At 55.5% G+C, this 22,363-nt stretch carries 25 protein-coding genes; 10 read left to right on the top strand and 15 right to left on the bottom strand.

The window, feature by feature from the left end; genetic code table 11:
* Positions 1 to 27 precede the first annotated feature (27 nt).
* A complete protein-coding gene (locus ACWJ62_RS01660) occupies positions 28 to 2,127 on the bottom strand; it encodes a hypothetical protein (protein WP_449284627.1) in 2,100 nt (699 codons plus the stop codon).
* 172 nt (positions 2,128 to 2,299) lie between these two features.
* Between ACWJ62_RS01660 and ACWJ62_RS01655 the strand changes: the two genes are divergently transcribed.
* Positions 2,300 to 2,947: a response regulator gene (locus ACWJ62_RS01655; protein WP_449284626.1), complete on the top strand. Its 648-nt coding sequence runs from the start codon at positions 2,300 to 2,302 to the stop codon at positions 2,945 to 2,947.
* Here the strand turns inward: ACWJ62_RS01655 and ACWJ62_RS01650 are convergent.
* Entirely contained in the window at positions 2,944 to 5,085 is a 2,142-nt protein-coding gene (locus ACWJ62_RS01650) for an ATP-binding protein (protein WP_449284625.1), read from the bottom strand. The two genes, ACWJ62_RS01655 and ACWJ62_RS01650, sit on opposite strands and share 4 nt — an antisense overlap.
* 196 nt (positions 5,086 to 5,281) lie before the next feature.
* Between ACWJ62_RS01650 and ACWJ62_RS01645 the strand changes: the two genes are divergently transcribed.
* Positions 5,282 to 5,725 carry a YHS domain-containing (seleno)protein gene (locus ACWJ62_RS01645; RefSeq protein WP_449284624.1) on the top strand — a complete coding sequence of 148 codons (444 nt, stop codon included), beginning with the start codon at positions 5,282 to 5,284 and terminating at the stop codon, positions 5,723 to 5,725.
* A gap of 326 nt (positions 5,726 to 6,051) precedes the next feature.
* Here ACWJ62_RS01645 and ACWJ62_RS01640 read toward each other — a convergent pair whose 3' ends face one another.
* The 5 genes from ACWJ62_RS01640 to ACWJ62_RS01620 all read right to left on the bottom strand — a co-directional run bounded on the left by ACWJ62_RS01640 (position 6,052) and on the right by ACWJ62_RS01620 (position 11,278).
* Positions 6,052 to 6,795 carry a substrate-binding periplasmic protein gene (locus ACWJ62_RS01640; protein ID WP_449284623.1) on the bottom strand — a complete coding sequence of 248 codons (744 nt, stop codon included), beginning with the start codon at positions 6,793 to 6,795 and terminating at the stop codon, positions 6,052 to 6,054.
* 76 nt (positions 6,796 to 6,871) lie between these two features.
* A complete protein-coding gene (locus ACWJ62_RS01635) occupies positions 6,872 to 7,024 on the bottom strand; it encodes a hypothetical protein (RefSeq protein WP_449284622.1) in 153 nt (50 codons plus the stop codon).
* A 99-nt stretch (positions 7,025 to 7,123) separates the two neighbouring features.
* Positions 7,124 to 8,407: an SO2930 family diheme c-type cytochrome gene (locus tag ACWJ62_RS01630; protein ID WP_449284621.1), complete on the bottom strand. Its 1,284-nt coding sequence runs from the start codon at positions 8,405 to 8,407 to the stop codon at positions 7,124 to 7,126.
* A 13-nt stretch (positions 8,408 to 8,420) separates the two neighbouring features.
* Entirely contained in the window at positions 8,421 to 10,016 is a 1,596-nt protein-coding gene (locus ACWJ62_RS01625; RefSeq protein WP_449284620.1) for a parallel beta-helix domain-containing protein, read from the bottom strand.
* A gap of 218 nt (positions 10,017 to 10,234) precedes the next feature.
* Positions 10,235 to 11,278, bottom strand: coding sequence for a helix-turn-helix domain-containing protein (locus tag ACWJ62_RS01620; RefSeq protein WP_449285337.1), 1,044 nt, complete (start codon positions 11,276 to 11,278; stop codon positions 10,235 to 10,237).
* 103 nt (positions 11,279 to 11,381) lie between these two features.
* Here ACWJ62_RS01620 and ACWJ62_RS01615 point away from each other — a divergent pair, with 103 nt between their 5' ends.
* Both ACWJ62_RS01615 and ACWJ62_RS01610 read left to right on the top strand, forming a co-directional pair.
* On the top strand, positions 11,382 to 11,825 hold the full coding sequence (locus ACWJ62_RS01615) for a YHS domain-containing (seleno)protein (RefSeq protein WP_449284619.1): 444 nt from the start codon (positions 11,382 to 11,384) through the stop codon (positions 11,823 to 11,825).
* Positions 11,826 to 12,010: 185 nt separating this feature from the next.
* Positions 12,011 to 12,691 carry an arginine N-succinyltransferase gene (locus ACWJ62_RS01610; RefSeq protein WP_449284618.1) on the top strand — a complete coding sequence of 227 codons (681 nt, stop codon included), beginning with the start codon at positions 12,011 to 12,013 and terminating at the stop codon, positions 12,689 to 12,691.
* Between the two features lie 64 nt (positions 12,692 to 12,755).
* On the opposite strand, the gene ACWJ62_RS01605 is transcribed toward ACWJ62_RS01610, so the two are convergent.
* Positions 12,756 to 13,388: a DUF1294 domain-containing protein gene (locus tag ACWJ62_RS01605; RefSeq protein ID WP_449284617.1), complete on the bottom strand. Its 633-nt coding sequence runs from the start codon at positions 13,386 to 13,388 to the stop codon at positions 12,756 to 12,758.
* 230 nt (positions 13,389 to 13,618) lie between these two features.
* Between ACWJ62_RS01605 and ACWJ62_RS01600 the strand changes: the two genes are divergently transcribed.
* Positions 13,619 to 14,170 (top strand): hypothetical protein, encoded by a 552-nt coding sequence (locus tag ACWJ62_RS01600; protein ID WP_449284616.1) that lies wholly within the window; start codon positions 13,619 to 13,621, stop codon positions 14,168 to 14,170.
* Positions 14,171 to 14,206: 36 nt separating this feature from the next.
* Complete coding sequence (locus tag ACWJ62_RS01595) at positions 14,207 to 14,821, top strand: PEGA domain-containing protein (RefSeq protein ID WP_088556487.1); 615 nt, start codon at positions 14,207 to 14,209, stop codon at positions 14,819 to 14,821.
* Between the two features lie 27 nt (positions 14,822 to 14,848).
* On the opposite strand, the gene ACWJ62_RS01590 is transcribed toward ACWJ62_RS01595, so the two are convergent.
* Positions 14,849 to 15,142: a hypothetical protein gene (locus tag ACWJ62_RS01590; RefSeq protein WP_449284615.1), complete on the bottom strand. Its 294-nt coding sequence runs from the start codon at positions 15,140 to 15,142 to the stop codon at positions 14,849 to 14,851.
* A gap of 316 nt (positions 15,143 to 15,458) precedes the next feature.
* Between ACWJ62_RS01590 and ACWJ62_RS01585 the strand changes: the two genes are divergently transcribed.
* Entirely contained in the window at positions 15,459 to 15,803 is a 345-nt protein-coding gene (locus ACWJ62_RS01585; RefSeq protein WP_148609172.1) for a PBPRA1643 family SWIM/SEC-C metal-binding motif protein, read from the top strand.
* 29 nt (positions 15,804 to 15,832) lie between these two features.
* Positions 15,833 to 16,273, top strand: coding sequence for a DUF3010 family protein (locus tag ACWJ62_RS01580; protein ID WP_449284614.1), 441 nt, complete (start codon positions 15,833 to 15,835; stop codon positions 16,271 to 16,273).
* Between the two features lie 119 nt (positions 16,274 to 16,392).
* Here the strand turns inward: ACWJ62_RS01580 and ACWJ62_RS01575 are convergent, their stop codons facing one another.
* The 5 genes from ACWJ62_RS01575 to ACWJ62_RS01555 all read right to left on the bottom strand — a co-directional run bounded on the left by ACWJ62_RS01575 (position 16,393) and on the right by ACWJ62_RS01555 (position 20,480).
* A complete protein-coding gene (locus tag ACWJ62_RS01575; protein ID WP_449284613.1) occupies positions 16,393 to 17,187 on the bottom strand; it encodes a substrate-binding periplasmic protein in 795 nt (264 codons plus the stop codon).
* 122 nt (positions 17,188 to 17,309) lie between these two features.
* Positions 17,310 to 18,581 carry a mechanosensitive ion channel family protein gene (locus tag ACWJ62_RS01570; RefSeq protein WP_449284612.1) on the bottom strand — a complete coding sequence of 424 codons (1,272 nt, stop codon included), beginning with the start codon at positions 18,579 to 18,581 and terminating at the stop codon, positions 17,310 to 17,312.
* Between the two features lie 181 nt (positions 18,582 to 18,762).
* A complete protein-coding gene (locus ACWJ62_RS01565; protein ID WP_449284611.1) occupies positions 18,763 to 18,879 on the bottom strand; it encodes a hypothetical protein in 117 nt (38 codons plus the stop codon).
* Between the two features lie 125 nt (positions 18,880 to 19,004).
* Entirely contained in the window at positions 19,005 to 20,132 is a 1,128-nt protein-coding gene (locus ACWJ62_RS01560; protein ID WP_449284610.1) for an HlyD family secretion protein, read from the bottom strand.
* A 3-nt stretch (positions 20,133 to 20,135) separates the two neighbouring features.
* The gene (locus ACWJ62_RS01555; RefSeq protein WP_148609166.1) at positions 20,136 to 20,480 is read right to left on the bottom strand and encodes a DUF3302 domain-containing protein; all 345 of its coding nucleotides are present in this window, start codon (positions 20,478 to 20,480) and stop codon (positions 20,136 to 20,138) included.
* 368 nt (positions 20,481 to 20,848) lie between these two features.
* On the opposite strand from ACWJ62_RS01555, the gene ACWJ62_RS01550 reads away from it, so the two are divergent.
* Positions 20,849 to 21,742 (top strand): formate/nitrite transporter family protein, encoded by an 894-nt coding sequence (locus ACWJ62_RS01550; protein ID WP_449284609.1) that lies wholly within the window; start codon positions 20,849 to 20,851, stop codon positions 21,740 to 21,742.
* Here the strand turns inward: ACWJ62_RS01550 and ACWJ62_RS01545 are convergent.
* Entirely contained in the window at positions 21,727 to 21,891 is a 165-nt protein-coding gene (locus ACWJ62_RS01545; protein WP_449284608.1) for a c-type cytochrome, read from the bottom strand. The genes ACWJ62_RS01550 and ACWJ62_RS01545 overlap by 16 nt on opposite strands.
* A gap of 287 nt (positions 21,892 to 22,178) precedes the next feature.
* Here ACWJ62_RS01545 and ACWJ62_RS01540 point away from each other — a divergent pair, with 287 nt between their 5' ends.
* On the top strand, positions 22,179 to 22,346 hold the full coding sequence (locus ACWJ62_RS01540) for a hypothetical protein (protein ID WP_449284607.1): 168 nt from the start codon (positions 22,179 to 22,181) through the stop codon (positions 22,344 to 22,346).
* The last annotated feature ends 17 nt before the right edge of the window (positions 22,347 to 22,363 follow it).

Raw genomic sequence — 22,363 nt, 5'->3', positions numbered from 1 at the left:
ATGAACGTTGCAGTTACCGAGTTCCTGTTAACAGGGCTCTGAAGGGCTGCACAATACAACACGGAATAGCCCGTTCTTGCCGTCTAGCCCGACAAAGGTGCCGTCCGGCTGCAGACCGGAAATACCGTCTGCATCAAACCTCAGTGAGATAACCATCTCGGCGGGCGAGGCCATTTTGAAGTCCAGGATTTCGGTCACGACGCCATAATCAATGCCATCGACCGCGAACTGCTGCCCTTCCCTCGCGATCACGCGGGTATAACCTGAAGGGCTGGAGGCCAGCAGCAGGCTTTTACGGTTATTGATGTCCGCCTCATCGCTCGCCCGGAATGCCGCCCAGGATTGCCGGCTGAACGCCAATCTGGTTTTGTTCGAGCCCAAGTTAACAGCAAGCTCCACACCGGAGGCATCCGGCAAACCTCGAACGGGATCCCCTTCCTGGAAAAACACCTTCGTGGTGGCACTGGTTCCGTCGTTGGTCCAGATCAGCAAAGCGTCTTCCTGATCCAGGGTGCCGGAGTTGACCAGGAAGGCCACGGAGTCGTCGGCGCCCACCTCGAACGAGTTCGCGCCGCCAATGAAACCGGTGACCTCAAAGAGCGAGCCATCATCCAGCAGGAGCGTCTGCTCGCTACGGCTCACCCTGGTGAAGTCACTGCCACCCAGCGAATCGGTATAGATCCCCCGGTTGGCAGGCCCGGAAACCCCTCTAAGGGCGTAGTAGAACGCTTCGCCGTTATCGGTCAGAAGGGGCCTAGCGGAGTTCAGGTTGTAGATGAAGTCCCGTGCGGAGCCGCCGGCCTCCCGCACCACTTCCCGGTAGCTGCCATCGGCATTGCGGACGTATATGCCAGTGTCCGTCGAGCTTGGGAGCGCGGTGCCGTCAGCGTTCTGAAGCGCCAGACCAAACGCCAGCTGCTCTGCCTGGTTGCTGTCAAAGTCCAGGGAACCAAAGTTTTTAGGCTCGAGGTTACCCGGCAGCAACGTCTCGCCAGCCTTGAGCGACTGGGCCTTCTGCCCCAGTCCGGTAATCGTCCACAGAGCGCTACCCGCAGGATACGTCGAGTCATCCGATACCCTGGAGGCATCCGTGTTCGAACCCGGCTTAAAGGTAACGGCTCCATTGCCATCCGAACTGACTGAGGAGAATACCCGGTTGCCCTGGACGTTTTCGGTGAAATAAATATTTCCCGCATCCAGTGTTGGGAACTCGGTGCCATTCCTCGCAGGGTCGCCTTCCCGGGCGATCACAGACGTTGTGCCCGCATTGCTGCGTAACAGCACCTCATTGTTAAGCCCATCGACCTGATCCGTCACCGAGCCCGATTGCTGATTCAGGATACCGCCAAAGATGATTTGATCGGTGTTATCGATCAGTACGTTGAAAAAACCGTTGTAGGTAGCATCGCTTGAGGGCAGCGTGGCGTCGTCGGCCTGGATCAGGCTCAGGCCCGCGCCCGAACTGTAGCTGAAAATACCGTCCCTCAAGCTGCCACTGCTGTCCGTTTGATCGGTCGCACCGTGAATTGCGACGGTGCCAGCCTGATTAACGTCAAATCTCAGCTGGGTGCCAATCTCACCACTGAAAACCGCGCCACCGCCAATACCTGGTGCCGGGTCGCCGCTCACCACGATGGGGGTGATCCCGCTGTCCAACGCATCAACCGTCACTTCACTGGACTCGGTGCAGCCCTCACTGTTGCAAGCGGCAACGACATAACGGGCGCCGTTGCGTTCGGTCAGGCTGATATTGTTGGTGTATTTGTTGGTAGTCAGGTCCGAACCTATCTGGGTGAAGCCACTCACGCCGTCCGGGTCTTCAAACACCTGGTAGATGTCTGCGTCGGCCACTGCCGGCCAGGTAAAAGTCAGCGTCCAGTCATCGTAGGCGGGCGTAACCACTGGCGCGGCTGGTGCGCCAGTGGCTGTGCCACCACCCCCGTCATCACCGCTGCTGTCCCCGGTATCACCGCTGTCAGCGACATCATCGCCACCGACCTCCTCGCTGGAATCTTCCTCAACCAGGTCATCATCATTTGAATCACTGCTCCGTAAGCAGCCCACCAAGGCAAAGCACACGGCCAAAACGGTTAACACCCTTAGTAACATTACATTCAATGTTTTCATTCGACTGCCTCCTTGTTCGTAAAGCCGCTGCTTTACGCTGTCCGTGACTAGGCTATCGGACATGAACCAACGGCAGCAGACCGCACCTGGGGGGACATTGGCCGGCTTTGACTCCCCCATTTGAGGGGGCTATGTTGAAAGAGCGGCAACCCAAGAGCATCAGGACGATCAAATGAAGTTGGGGTTTATTCTGGAAGATCACGCGGGCGCTCAGCATTGGCTGCGCGACGTGCTCAAGGAAGTTTTTCCGGAGATTTCGGTGACCGTTGCCAACCGGCTCACCGAGGCAAGGGATAAACTGTCTCATCTTCAACAGGCGGATCTTGAGCCGGACATTGCTCTGATTGATCTCAGTCTGCCAGACGGTAATGGCATCGACTTTATCCGCGATCTGCGCGAGGCGGTGCCAGAGTGCCTCTGCATCGTGATAACCATCCACGACGACGACCGCCATGTGTTCCCGGCATTACGGGCCGGTGCCAGGGGATACCTGCTGAAACAGCAATCCCAATCCGAGCTGGCTCGCCGTCTGGCGGGTATTATTGACGATGAGCCGCCACTGTCGCCCTCGGTTGCCAGGCGTGTCCTGGCAACCTTTGCACCGCCGGATACCACCGCACAGCCGGATCTGACCCCGCGTGAGCAGGAAGTACTGGAACTGATTGCCAGAGGCTTCACCCTGGCTCAGGTTGGCCAGGCCCTGGGTATTACCCGCCACACAACCGCCGGTTACGTGAAAACCGTGTATCGCAAGCTGGAGGTGTCATCCCGGGCGGAAGCCACTCGGGAAGCCATGCGCATGGGCATGATCGACAGCTAGGCTGCCGGCAGCGTCAGCTCCACAACAAAGCCGCCTTCCACCGACATCCGGCAATCAACACGACCACCCAGGTCCTCGGCACGAACCTGCATCGTTCTGAGCCCTTGCCCGTCACCCGGGCCATCCAGGGTATTGCCTTTGCCGTTGTCGGAAACCCGCACGAAAAGATAGTCGCTATCACGACTCCACCTTACCTCTACCCGATCAGCATTAGCGTGTTTGATGATATTGGAAATTGCCTCCCTGAGAATGCGCGCGATATTGGCAGCAGCCCGGGCCGAAAGCTCCTGGTCAGACAGACTCATGGGATCTGCCTGCCAATCCAGCTCGATACCCGAGTCCGTCAGCCGCTGGCGTATTTCTCCCTCACAGCTGTTGGCCACCTCCAACAGGCTGGCTGGTTTCCCTGCAGTGGTATCTACCAGCCCATGCAGGTCCCTCAGCGCCGATCGGGCCACCTCGCGCACCGTTCCTGTGTCAGTGGCGTACACGAGGCTCAGCAACCGGGCACCCAGATCGTCATGAAGGTCCCGCATGATTCTGCTGCGCTCCTTTTTCGCGCCTGCATCACGGGCCTGTAACGCCTGCAACGCCTTTCCAGTGAGGTCATACAGCAGGTTCGCCACCCGCATATCCTCCTTGGTAAACAGCCGAGCCCCATTGCTGGCAAATTCCAGGCTCGCCCGCTGGGTATCACCCGGTAGCGCAGGCAGCTCCATCAACACACCGTCTGCCGATACTGCCACCGCGGCCTTTTTATCCGGCGCATTGGGCATCTCCAGATTGAGCGGCTGGAACGTCATACGCAGCAGATCCGGCCAGGCCCGGCGAACTTCCGCTTCCGTAGACGCAGAAAACAGCTTATCCACCAGCTCCCTGAGAGCCTCGTTCAGAGAAATGCTGGAACGCTGCCCGAATCGATCCCACAACCATTGCCGCAATGGAAAGTAAAGCCAGCCCGCAATGGCAAGCGAGAGAGTGAGCGCATAGGTGCTGGTCAAACCAACGCCCATGATCAGGATCGCATCCAACACCAGCACCATCAGCCCCCCGGCAAACCAGAGCCAGGTCTTAAACCACCACCGTTCAATATCAAACAGGCGATAGCGCAACAGCCCCGCCGCGATTCCGAGGTACAGAATCAGGTAGGCACCGAACCCCACCAGCAGCGGCACTAGAGGGGGGTGGCCGAAGGCTGGCGGTATGATCACCAGCCCCATCAGCAAAACACTGCCCAGGAAAATTGCCAATACACACCACTTCAGGGCAGCGCGTTCAAGGGGGCGACCTTTCGAGGCCACCCATTGGGCACCCGCAAAGCACAAGCCAAGCACATAACCGACGACAATGGGCAGGTAGACCGTCACCTGGGCGCTTTCGCCCACCTGGAGTTCGCTCAGAACCCACATGATCAGCGCGATGCAAATCATCAGTGCCGGAACGGGAAAACGGGCAAGCGGGCGGGGATACACCCAGAACAGGGAGACCAGGGAAGCGTTCACCATGAGCGTGGCCAGGTGGTTAACCGCAGAAACCACCGCAAACACATCGCCACTCAGCACAAACTCCCGATCACCGTAGATGGCAAGAGTCAGGGTGTTCACCATGGTTGCTGCGCCGGAAAGCGCGTAAAGCCGGGTCGCTGCGCTTTTCGGACGGAAGGCCCAGATACCAACCGCCACCATCAAAGCAATCAACCCGTAAAAGGTGTGAATCGAAAAGCCACCCGAGAGCTGATGCCACGGCGTATCAATGGCCACAACCGGCACCTTGTCATCGGATGCGAGAACAAACCGTGTCCCGCCTGAGCGCAGCGCCTGATTCAACTCGGTCTGGCGCTGCATAAACAGATTAAGATCGGTGTGGCTTAGCAGGTCTGGTTCTTCCATCACCAGATTTCCATGCAGCGGGATTTGCCGACCATCCGCCGCTTGCAGCCCCACAATAACGCTTCCCACCTGAATAACTCCGGCGTTCGGCGAATCCGGGTGCACCCGATCAACGCGGAGCCCTTCCGGCCCATCATGGGGCGAAAGCCCCAGGCCCAGCCAGGGCGACGACAGCGCAACCTGCGCTGAGATGGCAATTGCCGCCAAGGCCAGAACGGCAATCAGCAGAAACCGCTGCCTGGGTGCCATCTGAAATCCTCCACAATCCCTATAAATTGCTTTTCAGATTAGCCACCCAAGGGAGGATTTGCGACACCCTGAATGAGGGGGCCGGTTTTCCCACGTAAACGTAAATCCAGTGAAACAAAACTGAGGGTTCCGGTTCTAAAACCGGATAGCACGGCGCAGAATTCCAAAATGCCTGAAATCCTTCGGGGAAATCGATATGAATAGACAACTGACATTTATCACCCTCGCACTCTTCTTGACCGCCAGCGCCTGGGCCTCTGAGCCTGCCGTTTACACCGGCCTACTAAGCAATACCGGCGCGGGCGGCTACGACACAGTCAGCTACTTCGAAACGGGAAAACCAGCCAAAGGCTCGCGCGAATACACGACAGAGCACGTCGGCGTAACCTGGCGATTCGAAAGTGCAGAGAACCTGACGCGCTTCGAAGCCAATCCTGAACGCTACTTACCTGCTTACGGCGGCTACTGCGCCTGGGCGGTCGCGCAAGGGTATCTCGCAAAAGGCGATCCCCGACACTGGGCCATCCGGGATAGCCGTCTGTATCTGAACTACAACCAGTCTGTTCAGGATCGATGGCTGAAGGACACCGAAGGATTCATTCGGCAGGCGGATGGGAACTGGCCGACGGTTCTGGAGTGACGAAAACGCCATTCTGAAATTTGTTACGTCAAAGGGGGCACCCACTCATATTTTCAAGAACAGAAACGCTGCTGAAAGACAGATCTATTCAGCCGAAGCCATGGGCTGCACCATTGTTTTCGTGTTTTGCGCTGTATCGCCTATATTAATGAATATATATTCATTTTTTATTTCCGGAAACCCAACTCCCGCTCCATGGGAACCAACAAAAGATTCTCCGGGTTACGTGCCGATGGCAGCGAGATCCCCATCGACATCATGCTTAATACACTGATGCTGGATGGAGTTCGGAAAGGATACTAAACAAAGTAGTTAAACGGCTCTAATTAGTCGTCTGTACCGAAGGTCCATTTTCTGGCAATGGCGTCGAGTGAACCATCGGCCACCAGTGATTGGTAGGCCATTTCCAAACGCTTGAGCTCACCCGCACTTATAGAGGCCTTGCTAACCCCGAAGAACACGGGTCCTTTCATAACGGTAAAAGGATGGATCACCAGACCATATGCAGGATTTCGCCACCTTTCGGCCTGGATATCCAGTGGTTCATCGAAGTAACCAAGCAGCCTGCCAAGCAAAACCTTGTCGTCATTCTGGGGGCCGGTCAAGGGTTCAGCACAGGCCCTGAACACATCGTCATTTCTCAATCTTTCAGCAAACTCTTCCCCGTAGGAAACATTGGGCTGAACACCAAATTTCAGCCCATGTGCTTGACACTGCGCGACCAGGTCGTCGAGAGAGCTGATCGGCAGTGCAGCATTTTCTTCTGTAACAATCAGGCTCATCTGGGTGTATCGCTGCGGACCAATCCAGTGCAGGTATTCAGACCGTTCTTCGGTGATGTTGACGTTGACCAGCACGTCGACCTGACCCTGCCGGGCCATCATGAGCGCGCGCGACCAGGGGATCTCAACGATATTGGGCTTGAACCCCGCGCGCTCTACCAGAGCGACAACCATCTCGACATCAATGCCTTTCCACTGCTGCTCTGCGTTCTTGTAATAGTTGGGATAGAAGTTGCCCACTCGAACATCAAGGCTTTCCGTTGCCTTCGAGCTCGCGGCAATTACCATGAAAAACAAGAGCATCAAGAGATGAAGTAAGCGGCTTCCGGTACTTGACTGAAATTGAAACAAAGGGTGTGTCCTTTCAAAACAACCTGAATTTTACAATAACAGGTTCTTCACCATGGAGCGAAAGCCCCAGACCCAGCCAGGGCGATGAAAGGGCGACCTGCGCTGAGATAGCAATTGCCACCAAGGCCAGAAGGGCAATCAGCAGAAACCGCTGCCTGGGTGCCATCTGAACTCCTCCACAATCCCGATAGATTGCATTCAGATTACTCACCCGAGGCAGGGTTTGCGACACCCTGAATGAGGGGCTGGTCCTGTTATAGAGGTATCAAGTGCTCGGTGAACAGCTGGCACTCGGTAGATAGTCAATCCAACTACGAATCAGTTGAGCACCTTCCTGATGCACCGCGCTGCGGCCCAGCTCGGGCATCTTGTGCCTGCTATCGGTTGTTTCGACACGGAACAACAGGTAAGACTCATCGGCGTTGCCCGGAATCACATCGTACGGATACCCCTCTTTACCGCCCGCCACCGGGTCCTTGCAGACACCAAATTTACCTGGCGAGTCGGCATAGTTGCGGTTGTACTCCAACTGTACCCCGCTGCTGCCTGCAGGCCCTGCATAGTCGGCAGGCAGCGTCAGGTCTGCACGGTGGCAGTGAGCGCAGTTGATGTCCAGGTAGGCCCTGGCCGCGTCGTTCAATTCCGCATCGCTTAATGACGGAATATGAGTGTTGTCATCGAATACCGGCGCTTTTTGCACACTGTTGAAGTCCGCTGGCAATCCGGTTAGCAACTCGCCTTCCGACCAATATTGAAGCTGGTTGTAGACCGTCCCATCCGGATAACTGAAGTCCGTGTTGAGGTAACGGGCTTTGGGGCCAATGGGCAGGAAGATCTGCTTGCGCTGGTCATCAGGCCCGGCAAGGTCCGGCACAATAGAGTGGCAGGAGGTGCAATCTGCCGCCTTCGGCACCGCATAATCAAACGTGAGTGTTTGCCCCTGATTGTTTATGGTGGTCAGATCCGTCAGGCGTTTGCCCGCGATAGCCAAAGTCGCATCCGACGCCGAGGACCAGTAATACGGCAATGCGATCCAACCATCGGTGCGATGGATCAGCAGCCGGGTTTCAATGACCAGCTCCGCACCGTCACGCATGGCCGTGTTCTCCGGCAACGCAAATGTTTTTGCAATGACCGTCCCAACCGGAAACTCCAGAACCTCTGATGCGCTGTAACCGACCTTTTTGCCCTCCGGCACAAAAACGTATCGGTACTTGGTGGTGTAGTCAGAGAACAAGGCGGTCGAGAGATCATAGGGCACCCCGCCCCGCGTCGGTCCCGCCGTCGGATCGCTGGCATCAGCAAACAGGTTGTAGTCGGAAAGCTTCGGGCACACCTCGGTCATTAACGCGTCCCAGTTGACCCCTTCGATCGTTGCACTGCAATTGCCTTCCGATCCTGTCGGCGCCCCCGCACTGGCGTTCAGTGCGCTCCCTGTTTGGCCCATTCCGTCGTCGGCCGATGATTCTCCGCTTCCACCGCCTCCGCAGGCGGCGAGAACCAACGAGGCCCCCAGTACCGCTGCGAGTGTTTTATGATTATTGCTCATTGGAAACCCTCTCTTACAGCGCGCAGGCGGCTTCCGCCAGGTCATCCCCGGTACAGCCGTAAATGTTGTTGCGGAAATTCACCACTGCCGGTGCCAGTCGAGGCTGAACGCAGTTCAGATAGGTGTTGTTGACCATCTGATCAATCAGCAGGTGCGGTAGCGGATTGCCGCTGCCGTCGACCATAGTCAGGTCGGCAGGATCATCCGGATAGACCAGACCGGTATTCACGTCATCATACTCGGGCGCCGGGTTGCCATTGATGTTGCTGTTGGCACAAACCTGATCACCTGTGCCGTAAGGGTCATAGTTAACCCCATCGCCCTGGGCTTCAGCGCCAACCAGTGCATTAAAGGCCGCCAGCTCACCGGCATTGGACAGCAGCTCGCCAATACCGTCATACAGGATCGCCGGGAAAGTTTGTGGCGCTCCCTTGCTGTTCATGTTCGAGCCGTAGCCATCAATAACGGGTTGGAGCAGCGCGCCCTGAGGATTACCGCCGTTCCGGGCAATGGTGTTGTTGTGCAGGTAGATGTTCTTGAGCGTCGGGCTCCAGCCGTTACCGATGGTGGCGCCATAGTTGGCTGGGTAACTGGGCAGGTCGTCATCGACCAAAAGGTAGCTGGTGATCGCAACAGCCGTGGTGTCGTTATCGATGATCTGGTTGTTGTAGATCTCCACGTCGCTGGTCGCCAGTACCAGCGCACCGGTTCCCGGCGGTACCAACCCAACCACACCAGCACCGACATTATCGGCGTTATTACTGTATGCCTGGTTATTGAAGACACGAACATTGCCGCCATAGGCCTTATCCAGTCCAGGCAAGTCGAAGACAAGAATGCCGCCAGAGTTTTCGAGCGCGATGTTGTTGTAGACATCCGCCATGGTGGAGTTCTCTATCTCGATGCCGGCCACGTTCTGCTTGGCGGTGTTGTTCCGTACCACAATATTTTCGGACTGGCCCACGTAGATGCCCGCATCCGCAGAGCCGAAGGCGTAGTTGTTCTCCAGCAGCACGTTCTGGCTCTTCAGGGGATACAGCCCATAGGCCCCGTTATTGGCCTCCAGCTCACCTTCCCAGACCGTAGCGGTGTGGGTCATGTGGATGCCGTTGACGTTGGTGGCTTTGATACCGTTTTTTGGGGCTTCATAAACGCCGAAGTCACGCACAGTGATTCCATTTCCGCCCTGAAAGCGGAACGCATCGTCGCCATTGGAATTACTGAAGTCCAAAGCGGTTTCGTTGATGCCGTGACCGGTGAGGGTCAACCCACTGGCACTGTTTACAACAATGCTCTCTGTGACCACAAAACGCCCTTTCGGCAAGACCACCAGGGCATCTTCCGGCAGATCAAAAAGCGCAACAGACAACGCCTCGGTAATGTCATCACCGTCTGCCGCATCGGGCGCTACCAGAATGGCACCTTCAGGGATTGAAAAACCGGAGGTGGTCACAGCAAGTTCGGCCACAACATCGGCGGGCTGCCCGTCGACCCCATCCTTGCCATCCACTCCGTCTTGACCATCATCCCCTCCGCAACCGGAGAGCAGAACACTGCCTGCAATGGCTGTAACCAACAGTCGCTTCTTGAACGTTCTAGCCTGGCGCATCTTAACCTCTGCTTCGTTGTGTTTTTATTCTCACGTTCTCAAACGAACGCGGTGTCCCGAACGACACTAAGCAGGCGGCAATGACTTGGCGAGAACAACAGATGTGCAGAAAGCCACACGCCCTGTGCAAATCCTGCAACGGCTTGTGCGCCAAGGGATTGAAGAGGCAAGAAAGGGTATTGTGCAAAAACTGAAATTGCAGAAATTAAAGGTTTTAATCAGCCAATATCGGCGCCAGAACACGCCTGACGGAACTCCGTGGGAGTTGTGTTCTGAATATCCCGAAACGCCCGGTTGAACGAGCTTAAAGTGCGATAGCCAACATCCAGAGAAATATTAAGAACTGGCGTCTCCGGCTCGTTCAGCAGACGCTCAGAAGCTTCGGCTACCCTTAGTTGATTGATGTAATCATTAAAATTGCGATAACCCAAAGCCTGATTGATCACCTTCCGCAGACGATATTCAGGAATATCGGTGGCTTCAGACAGTTTTTTCAGGGTCAGTTTCTCCGTCCGATAAAAGCCCTCAGCCATCGTTCGGCCAAGTGCCTCGGCATCCTGTTCCTGTTGCGCCGAAAGAGGCTCTTGCGGATCTGAATTCAGGTTTGCATTCAGTCTGGATGGTCTCTGGTCAGACGACAGGTCGCTGCCCACCAGGTCCATGATCCCCTCCCGCGCCGTTACCAGACAGATCAGCGTTGCGAAAGCAGCGAGGCCCGTGATGATCCCGCGAATGTATTCATGATAGAGCCCGAAATTAAGGCTAACCGTCGCGATACCCACAGCGCCACCAATAATCAACAGGAAGGCCAGACGGGCCTTCCTGCGGGTTTCTACCAGATCATTTCGCCAATATCGAATAACAAAGCTGAGACCATGCAACACGACGACATATTCGAAAAACTGACCCAGTCTCCAACCAAAAAATACCGCCACTATCGACGAATCTTCGACTCCCAAGAAGGGCCGTGACAGGGCTGGCGCCAAAAAGCTATAGAGAGCCATCGCGCCCCAAACGGACCTCAAATGAGGACGTGGAGCGAAAATCAGTTGGCAAAGTAACCAGAATAGTCCGGGTAACGCAGTTTGCAGATCGGAGGTGATCCAGCGCCACTCCATTGGCATCAATGGATCGACCAGGAACCCAACTGAAGCGATGATCACCAGCAAGAAGAGCTTGCCAACCAGCAAATGACGAAAATCACGCAAAGTGATTACGAAAAGGGGTAGCAGGCAACCGAGCCCAAAGCCAGTTAGCAACATCACTGTTCTTTACCTTCTTGTTATTCTCTTGTTTTTCGCACGTGATATTAGCCGAAGTACTGAGAGGTTTAATAGACACTCCAGCCAGAACGAGAAAACCGACATGAACACACGAAAGCTACTCCTCACCTTCATCCTGGTCTTTAGCGCCACCACCTGGGCTTCCGAACCCGCCGTCTACACTGGCCTGCTGAGCAACACAGGAGCAGGCGGCTACGACACAGTCAGCTACTTCGAAACGGGAAAACCAGCCAAAGGCTCGCGCGAATACACCACAGAGCACCTCGGCGTAACCTGGCGATTCGAAAGTGCAGAGAACCTGACGCGCTTCGAAGCCAATCCTGAACGCTACTTGCCTGCCTACGGCGGCTACTGCGCCTGGGCGGTTGCCCAAGGCTACCTCGCCAAAGGCGACCCTCAACACTGGGCCATCCGCGATGGCCGTCTGTATCTTAACTACAATGAGTCTGTTCAGGATCGATGGCTGAAGGACACAGAGGGATTCATTCGGCAGGCAGACGTAAACTGGCCAAAGGTTCTGGAATAACGAATAGAATTGGTCTCGGTTTCATCTCAAACACGCCAGGGGTCTGCCCCGACGCAAATACCGTACTATTCAGTAAGCACTACTGTACGATGTGCATGAGTGGTAATTGCAAAGCAAAATGCAAAAAAGGAAACTGAAAACACCGTGTCAAAGCGGATTCAGCGGGCAACCAGGTGTCATCGGCAATGAATGAAACAACCGACGATAAACCAGCATCCGCGCCACCACCCGCAAAGAAGGGCTTCAGTGGCCTGCATGTCTTTGGCATTGTCCTGCTTACCATCGTTGCCACTGCAGGCATTGGTTACTGGTGGTTAAGCCACTATGTGTTCCCAGAGAACTTCGAACCCGTAACTCTGAATGCCAGTGAACAGGATTCACTCAACAACAAGCTGAATACTCTGGGCATTGATGCCCGTGATGCTGAATCTGGCGGCCCGTTGCAGCCGGAGCCCTACAGTGAGGAAGGTGCCAGCCGGGAGGTACGCTTTAGCGAGCGGGAACTCAACGGCATGCTGGCTAACAACACCGATCTGGCCCAAAGACTTGCCGTCGATCTCTCGGACAATCTTCTGAGCGCCTTGCTTCTCGTGCCTCTTGAAAAGGATTTCCCTGTACTCGGAGGCAGAACCCTACGAGTAAATGCCGGAGTAGAACTCTCTTTTGCCAACGGTCGCCCCCTGGTTAAGTTAAAGGGTGTGAGCCTGATGGGCGTCCCCATCCCGAATGCCTGGCTGGGCAACCTCAAGAATGTGGACCTGGTTAACGAGTTCGGCGCCAACCCCGGCTTCTGGCAATCCTTTGCAGCCGGCGTGGATTATATCCAGGTCGAAGATGGGCGGTTGCTCGTTCGGCTCAAGGAATAGCCTTTGACGTGTTTGCTGGCCGCTCCAGCGCAGAAAGCCTCCTCTGAACAGACCTTCTGCATAACTACATCCTGATGAGCATGACCGGTTTAATCTCCAGCGCCTGCCGCGCAAACTCGGCATCCGGCCAGAACAAAAGCCAGCCGAGCACCGCAAGATTGAGGATCACATAAACCCAGAAGACCACCTGAAACGAGGTTTTGCGGGTTTTATGACGAAAGAATTGCTGGCCCACCAGCGCACCCGGCCAGCCACACAGAAGTTCAAAAAGGTGCAGCCGCCCCTCCGGCACGCGTCGGTTACCGCTCTCGGCGGCCCCTTTGTCGATTGCGTACATCAAGAAGGTAACCAGGCTCATCACCCCATAAGCCACGGGCAAAAGAACCGGAACATAGCCCTGAAGATACAATGTTGAGACCGCACCTCCGACTGCAGCTGCAATCAACAGGGCAACCCAGACTCCGGGCGCGACCGCTGCACGGTGCCGCGCCACGCCGGCGTACTGGAAACTGGCCGCCCTCAACCGCCCTTTCTCGTCTTTGGTTTGCGAGTAAACCACCTTGCGGCTGGCCGAAGGCCGGCCCCGCCCCTGATAGGCGCTGATATGGGCAAACAGACGCTCCCCGCCGTTTTCCGGTGTGATGAAGCCGAAACCCTTGGCGTCGTTCCATGAGGTGAGTGAGCCTTTTTGATTCACTTGCGGTTCCCTTAGATCGGTTTTTTCCCGGCGCCTGGCAGAAAGAGGCCGCAAACCTGACCAGCAATCCGGTAGAGCACCCTCGAGAGATTTCACGAAATTTTACCCCGGTTACCCACTCAATTCATAGCAAGCTCACAACCGCTCGGCTACTATGGCGCGCCGCTATGAGTTACGGCTTATAGGCAGGGAATTCCCAAAACAATCAACTAAGTAAGAAGGAATCTATCGTGCGAAACGCAAGGATCCTGGCAGTACTGGCCGCACTGATCTACCTCACTGGCTGCGCCTCCGGCGCGCAAATGGGCAACATGGTGTACGAGGGGCCAGTGAAGGGCTATGACACAGCCCTGGAAGACAATGTGGATGTCACCATCGTCTCGGGCGGCGAGGAAACGAACCCCGCATGGACCTCAGAGATCGACAACGATGCCTTCGCAGGCGCCCTGAAACAGACTCTGCAGAAACAGGGACTGCTCTCCGGATCTGGTCGATATCAGCTCGAAGCTCTCCTGCTTGAGGTTGACCAACCCATGTTCGGGCTGGACTTCGAGGTAACCACCCACGTGAAGTACATCCTGACTGACCGTGAAAACAACGGCACCGTGGTCCTGAACGAAACGGTTGTTACCCCCTACACCGCCACCATTGGCGATGCCTTTGCCGCCATCAAGCGCCTGAGACTGGCCAACGAGGGATCCGGAAAAGCCAACATTCAGGGTCTGCTCGACAAACTCTCCGAACTGCAGATCCAGCCAGGTGACGTCTCCCTCACGCAATAACGTTTCTGGAACCCAGCTCTACAACAAGGAAGGATCATGAAGTACTCCCTACTCCTCACACTCGCTGCAATCGCGTTTCTGTCGACCGGCTGCGCATCGGTGGTCTCCGGAACCGACCAGAAGCTAACCTTCAACAGCGAGCCTGAAGAAGCCACCGTTACGGTTTCCGGCCGTGTGCTGGGTAAAACGCCACTGACGGTGCCAGTGGACCGGGGCTCCAACCAGTCCATTACCTTTGAGAAGGAAGGCTACGAGACCTACACCGCTCAGCTCTCTACCACAACCAACCCCTGGTTCTTCGGGAACATCGTGATCGGCGGGCTTCTGGGTTCCACTACCGATGGCGTTTCCGGTGCTATTCACGAGTTCTCGCCGGACCAGTACTTCGTCACCCTGAAGCCTGACACCCCGACCGGGATCTCCACCTCCAAACCGCGGCAGATCAAGGAAATCATCATCGCGTTCAGCGGAGAGTTTCGCCACCAGCTGGCAAGCGGTGGCGGTGAAAAGGTCGACACCATCGTGCAACTGCTGGGTGTCGATGCCTCCCAGAAAGACACCACCATCCGGGCACTGAACCAGCTCGCGCTGGCGAACCAGAACGACCTGGAGCTGGCCAAGACGATTATTGAGGTTTACGGCGTTCAATAGAGCGCCATTCTGGAAAATTTCCGGCCATTACATTGATGTTTTATCCCCTTCGGACATTCCATCCTTTTTCATGGCGTCTTTTTCCATATCCTCTTTATTCATGTCTTCATCCATCATGCTTTCGGTCTTCATCCCGTCATGCATGGTGTCCATGGTGTCGGATTTCATGGAGTCTTTGGCCATGCCGTCATCTTTCATGTCATCCTGCATCATGGTGTCGTCCATTCCCTTTTTGCCCTTATCCATGTCGTCCGCATGGGCCGGGGCCATCAGGGCCAGGGCGGTACCGAGGGCCAAAAGCGTCGCTATCAGGCTTTTCATTGTGCATTCTCCTTTTTGGAAATATTGTCTATTCGACACTGCCCGCCCCATACCTGAAGGCCAGCAGCATCAGAATGCAGACTAACCAGGAACGCTTACGCGGCCGTCACGGCTGGGTAAAAAGTCGATCAAGGAAAGGTCACAAAACCTTCACGGGGGAGCGGGCGGATGAGGAAGGAGCCAATCACCTGATTCTTTTCGATTGGCGTAGGGCTTTCTCGATGGATTCGCATCTCCCTATATCGCCGTCTCCATAAGCATGCTAAAAGACTCCTCCCGGCAGTAGCCCGGGCATTCTCTCCATCAGGATCTCAGCATGTCAGATAAATTTTTCTTCAAAGGCCGGCAGGACGCACGCCAGCACCACACCGCTTACGGCGGCTTCCAGACCAATGCCAGCCAGAAGAGTGGCAGTAAGAAATACCCTCTAACGCTGGTGGTGACCAATGAAGCACGCAAGCAGGAAGTCGAAGCGCAGGTGGCCAAGGCAAAGCTGTACGCGAACATTTCGGTTGATACCCGCGAGGGCGCCGTTGAATCCATCACCGAGCTCACCGCTATCCTCAATAAAGGAGGCACGGTCACCACGGTAAAATCGCCCTCCCGCAACGACGTCTGCAACTGCGGTAGTGGACTCAAATTCAAGAAGTGCTGCGGCTAACGACAGCCGAAGCATAGAGGGAAATAGCTATGATTGTTTGCGGTGTTGAGCTGACCGGCAGCGATGCGGTGGTGTGTTTGCTGAATATGGACAGGGGGCAGTTCAACCTGCCGGAGTGCAAGGTGCGCAAGCTGTCACTGCCAAAAAACCATAGCCGTGAAGATCTGAAGCGGTTCCAGGCGGCCTTTGCGGAGCTAATGGCGGAGTACGGGGTCAACAGCGTCGCGATCAAAGAGCGGATGCCGAAGGGCAAGTTCGCCGGTGGTGCCATCAGCTTTAAAATGGAAGCGGCAATTCAACTGATCACCAGTTCTGAGCTTACAGTAACATTGCTACCCTCGGCACTGATCAAGTCCACCCTGGCAGCCAACCCGCTGCCCATTGCGTTTGCAGAGACGGGATTGAAGGCCTTTCAGGAAACGGCGTTCATCGCTGCTTATGTGGGGCAGCTGCAGGGCGCGCGAACGTGAAAGTGTGTACTCACAGAATAGATTCGTACCGGTTTGGCAAAGGGGTCAAACCGGCAGTTCGGTAATCTCACCGATCACTCCGATTTGCATGCTTACGCCCCCTCTAATTTCTCAATGGCTTATCGATAACCTTTGATCAAAGTGTTCAGCTCTGATTGGAATTCAGGGTTCTGCATGACCGAGTCAACCTGATTGATCACATCCATAGCGGACGGAAGCTGCCGCGAAACGCCAATGTGAAAAGGGATCTGGGAATTCGGAATAAAATCAACCTTGCGAATTTTCAGCTTCTCCGAATAGCCAAGTTGTCGAGCGATGAATCGGGCATCTTCAGCAGGCTGCACCATGAAATCGCCGGCCTCCCGCAGCATAAGAAGATGCATCATCGCTTTCATGTCCCGGCCCGGCAGACGCTCCAGATAGTCGGGAATATTGTCCTCTTCCCATTGCGAGCCCCTCTCGACGATCACCTTCAGACTGGACAATTCAGTAAAGCTGGTAGCCGATTCGATCAAGCCTATGTTGGGGTTGTCAGCCGAATAAACCAGATAGCCAAAGCTCTGCGTGAAGAGTGGCTTGGCTGAAAAGACGGCGTACTCCTCTCGCGCCTCCGACGGATACGTGAGAAGGCCATCGGTACGGCCGAGTCTGACGTTGTACTGCGCCCTGGCCCAGGGCACCACCACATGTTCCGTGGCGTAGCCGGGGATAAAACTGAACGTCAGCTGCACCAACTCCGGGAACAGCCCGACAGCCCTCTCATCAAGCGAGGAACTATAAGGCGGTGATTTTTCGCCGAAGGCGAATGTCAGATTGTTGCTTCCCACCGAGACACCAGGCAAAGCAAGGAATACAACCAGAAACGCGCCGCAAAACGACGCCGAAAATCCTTCCAAAAGATGCTTATTCGCCAAGGTTACCTCTGAGGAGCTGTGGCTCTGTTATCTGGCTGCCATGTGAACACACAGTCGATATCATTGGCCAATTCTATGTCGTTACATCCATACAACATAGATCTGTACCGGTTTTCCCAGGGTTATTTCGGTGGCACTTCCTTGATGTAAAGGTCTTGTTGCGGAAATGGAATGGTGATGCCCTCTTGCTTGAATCGGCGCCAGATCTCCAGATTGATGTCAGAGCTTACGCTACCGAAACCTGCTTGCGGGTCTGCGACCCAGACCCGGGCTTCCAGATGAATGCCGTTGTCGCCGAACTGCGTTAACCGGCACACCGGCTCCGGCTCCGAAATCACCCGCGGGTGCTCCCGGGCGATCTCCAGCATGATGGCCATGGCGCGCTCCACGTCATCACTGTAGCTGACCGAAACCGGTATCTTCAGCCGTACGTTGGGGTCCGAATAAGACCAGTTAATCACCTCAGTGGTAATCAGGTTTTCGTTGGGAATGAGCGTATCCACACCGTCGCGGTTGCGCACCACCACGTAGCGGGCATGCAGGGCGACCACCCAGCCGAACTTCTCACCGACACTGACCACATCACCGGGGCGAATCGAGCGGTCGAACACAAGAATAAAACCGCTGATGAAATTGCTGGCAATACGCTGCAAGCCAAAGCCAAGGCCAACACCCAGGGCACCGCCGAACACCGCGAGCGCGGTGAGATCAATACCAACCAGATTAAGAACAGACAGTGCAGCAACAGTGATCAGCACCAGCTTGGCGACTTTGGAGAAACCCACGGCCGCGCCGGGGCTCAGATACGGCAACTGTGTCAGTCGCCGATCGATAATGCCCGAGAGCCAAATGGCAACCACCAACACAAGGCCCATCAGCAGGATCAGCTTGATGACCGCCAACAGGGATATGCGCAGCTCGCCCACGGAGAAGGCGAGGCTATCCATGGCCTCAAGCAACCCGGGTAGCAAGCCCACGAGATGCAGGCCCACCACCAGCCAGATGAGCGTACTGATGACATTTTCCGAAGCCTTGACCAAGGGGCCGCTCCGCATCCCCTTGCGCAACATATAAACCAGGGTGCGGATCAGGGCGAACGAAATCAGCAGCGGGATAGCCAGATCCAGGGCCCAATGGGTCTGATTCAGCGCGTCGAGTAACGCGCGCCCCAGCATAACCACCAGCAGCATGGAGATTGGAAAGGCAAGGCGCTGGATGGCGCGTTGCGTCAGGTGTCGCACGCCCAGAGTCTCGGCAGCGGTACGCCGGGCAATGAGCCGATGCAGATAGAACGCGGTCATCCCCGCAAACAGCAGAATCGCGGCCTGCGGGATAACATCCAACAATTGTATTTCCTGCATGGCCACCAGCAAATCCTGCCAGTTTTCCACCATCGACAACTCCCGGGTAACGAGAATTCAGTAACTGGCCGCACTTGGCAGCGTTCAGCCTCTTAACAGTATAGGATCCAGAAAATAAAACTGTCCCGACTTTCCGCTTGCTCTTGGAACCCAGAACCATTTCTGTTCAACCTTTCAGAGAGCAATGACCTTTAGGCCATACCGCTGGGTTATGTCATACAGACACAACTCTGTCTTTACCTCGAGCTTTGGCCTGGTAAAGAGCACCGTCGGCCCGCCTGATAGTGTCTTCATAGGAGAGATCTTCGGGCAGCATGGTTGCGACACCCAAACTGACGACTGTTTACTGATTTTGACAATCAGGGCAGATTGGAAGAAACCAAGCATTACCTGGGAGATGTGGGCGGCGGAAAATACATCTGTCCAGGTTTCCGCGATGATCGACCGGATTGAGGATCAGTGGTCCAGGTAAAGGTAGTGCTGCCAGCTCAACATCCTGAGAAGGATCTTGCGCATGATCGCCACATGATGCATGTGATCGGAATACACCGCCACTTGGGCGCTGACTCCAAGAGGTAGACCTTCGATCGCGCTGACATCCTCCATTTCCAGGACAACCAGCGTCTCGTTGTCCATTCTCCGGAACGCTTCGCCACCGATTAACTGTTGCCCCGCAGCGAGCTGTGCTTCCGCGACGGCAGGAAGTACCTCAACCACCCGGGCTGAAAAAACCTCGCCGGGCAACGCGGTGAAGGTCAGCTCTGCCTCGTACCCCGGCTTCAGGCGCAACAGTGATTGCTGGCGAAAAGCAGCCACGAAACGGCGCTCCTCTTTATTTACAAAGTTGGCCACTGGCCTGAGCGGGAATGGCACCGCCATCATTCCCGGCCTAACCGCCAACTGAGTCACGAAGCCATCCGTTGGTGCCCGCAAAATGGTGTTCTCGAGATCAAAACGAGCTTCCTCTAGCTGAGCCTCTATGGCCGCCACTGCCGGGTCCTGGCCATCCACCGAGCCGCTCAGCTGCGCCTCCGCTCTTTCCAATGCCGCCCTGGCCGCATCGAGATCTGCATTGCTGGCCGCCACCCTTTGACGCTGGGTGTCGATCTGTTGTTGACTGAAAGCGGAGGCCGCCCCTTCGTAACGGCGCAGGGTTTGCACCGCCTGGTCCCTTATCGCTGTCACCTGAGCGACTCTGGCACGGGCCTCGGAGACACTGGCGACATTAGAGGCCACACCCTGGCCTGTATCTGCCAGTTGGGCTTCCAGTTGGCGGATACGGGCCATGACCCGAGTGTCGTCCAGAACGATCATGGGCTCCCCCTGCTGAAGGGGTGTGTTGGGCGATACCGGAACATCTACCACCCTGGCTTTAATCTCCGGCACGATGGGCGTCACCACGAAAACCTGCCTCGCCTTGTGGGTAAACGGGTGGTTGTAATTCATTAACAGCACCAGTGTGCCGACAAGAACCACACCACCGAGCACGGCGGTAGGCACAGTCCATTTATTGAGAGGAATTCGAAAAACCTTGAAGATAGCGATGCAGATAGCGGCGTAGGTCAGAAGCAGAAGAAGGTCCATAAGTTACTCCTCTCCCTGCTTCTGCTCGAGGATTTCCAGACGCCTGGCTTGCTCGTCCAACTTTTTATTCAGCTCGTTCAACAGGGTTTCATCCGCAGATTGCCGCTCCGCTGAATGCTGCATTCCCCAACCACGATCGGGCCGGTAAATCGTTGCCCAGATCCACAGGAACGGCCAAATAGCATGCAGGGTAAATAAGCTGACCCAGCCTGCTACATGAATAGCATCCTGGTGGGGATGATCACGGTGTTTGGCAATTTCGTAGGGAATGTCGTGGATGGCAATGACACCATAGAAAAGCACTAAAACCACGAAAATCAACAAGAACAGAGCGACGTAACTGAGCACTAGCGATTCCTTTTCACCAATAGCACATCCCTGACATGAGCCGTGGCCATTATCAGATCCACGTTCAGATTAGTACACTCTAATCACTGATGCATGCAAAATCCGCTTATAGAGCCACCAAAATAACCCTGTCCCGACTTCCTTTAACCGAGCCGATTCAGAAAGTTATATCTGCCTACATCTCAGTCTCCCCCAAGCATGCTAAAAGACTTCTCCCGGCAGTAGCTCGTGCATTCTCCCCACCAGGATCGCGGCCTGCGCCGTGTTCGGTTAAAACATCTAAGCTACCATAGATACCAAAGACAACTTTTCGGCGGGCTCCATCTTGCAGCAACACACGCGTTTCTGGATAGCAAAGGAACAGTTGAATGAGTGACAGGGAAGCTGCGGACGAGCAAGAGTCTCGAGTCAAGGTCCAGGATCGTGAATCCCGCGAACAGACACCGACGCTGAGCGAAAAGTCGCTGACTCGGAAAGAGCGTGAGGCCGTAGCCGAACATACCACTCTATCGTCGCTGACTGTCTACTCTATCATCCTGCGCGAGGGCGAAAATGAGCTTAAGCGCCCGAAAAGCTCGCTCTGGTGGTCCGGTGTGGCAGCAGGTCTCGGGATTTCGACCTCGGTCCTCGTCGAGGGCATTATCCGAGCCAATCTGGGCTCAGATCACCCCTACCTGACGTTGATTGCAAGCCTGGGCTACTCGTTCGGGTTTGTCCTCGTGATCCTGTGCCGGCTTCAACTGTTCACCGAGAACACCATCACCGTCGTGCTGCCGGTTCTGGCCCAGCCGACGCGCAACCGGTTCTATTGCAGTGCCCGCCTTTGGGCAATCGTGCTTGGGGCCAATGTCTGTGGCACGTTTATTACCGCCGCCATCGCCGTCTACGGGGGCATCCTTCCCGCCGACACCCTCGCGGCGATCCTGGAGATGTCGCGCCACCTGGCAACACTGACTCCGGCCGAGGCACTTTTGCGCGGTATTCCATCCGGCTTTTTCATAGCGGCTATTGTGTGGATGCTGCCTTCGGCGAAGAGATCCGAAGTGCTGGTTATCGTCATGTTTACCTGGCTGATTGCGGCGGGTGACTTTACCCATGTGATTGCCGGGTCAAACGAGATTTTCACGCTAGTGCTCAGTGGGGAAATGAGCGTCTTCAACGCCCTGATCTATCATATTTCCCCGGTACTCATCGGCAACATTATCGGTGGTACAGGTCTGTTCGCGATGCTGGCCTACGCCCAGGTTCATGAAGAAATGTGATGCAGGGTTTTCTGATCCACTTCCCCTCCGGGTGCCATGGTCGGAGGTTTCAGGCTGGCGAAGTATTCCGCGACATCCCCACGCTGCTGTTCTGAAAGCGCAGAGGCGATGGGGGCCATAATCGGGTTGCTCCGAGTGCCGTCAGCCATTGCTGTGAGTTGCTGGCCATATAATCAGCATTCAACCCCGCCAAGCGCGGCCATCCAGCATAGTCCGGAACAGATCTATTTTTTCAGAGCTGGGCATCCGTTCAGCTTAGCGGCAATCTGACCTTGTTTTGGCCGCGTATTTTTCCTTGTTGCGTTAACATGGAAGACCGACAGCGCTTACATTAATAATTGATAGCTCAGTGAAAAGGAGTGTGAGAGAAGGGTCGGTCTTCGCCGACAAGCTATCCCGCCCCGCCTCGAAGGATGGGGTTCTCTCGAACCGCCTCATGGATTACCAGCACGCCATTGTAAAATTTGAAGGGGACGTTGCCATCCTGCTCTGCAACGGCTGCGGCATCACTATCGCAGAGGGCACCAAACACGAGGACCGTGAGCACTACTGCACCATGTGCATGAGCGGCAACTGTAAAGCTAAATTCAAAAAAGGGGATTAACAGAGGTCGTTGAACGT

It is taken from the genome of Marinobacter sp. PE14 (assembly GCF_053566155.1).
Note: the sequence above shows the minus strand (reverse complement) of the source record. Positions and strands in the feature narration are given on the sequence as shown.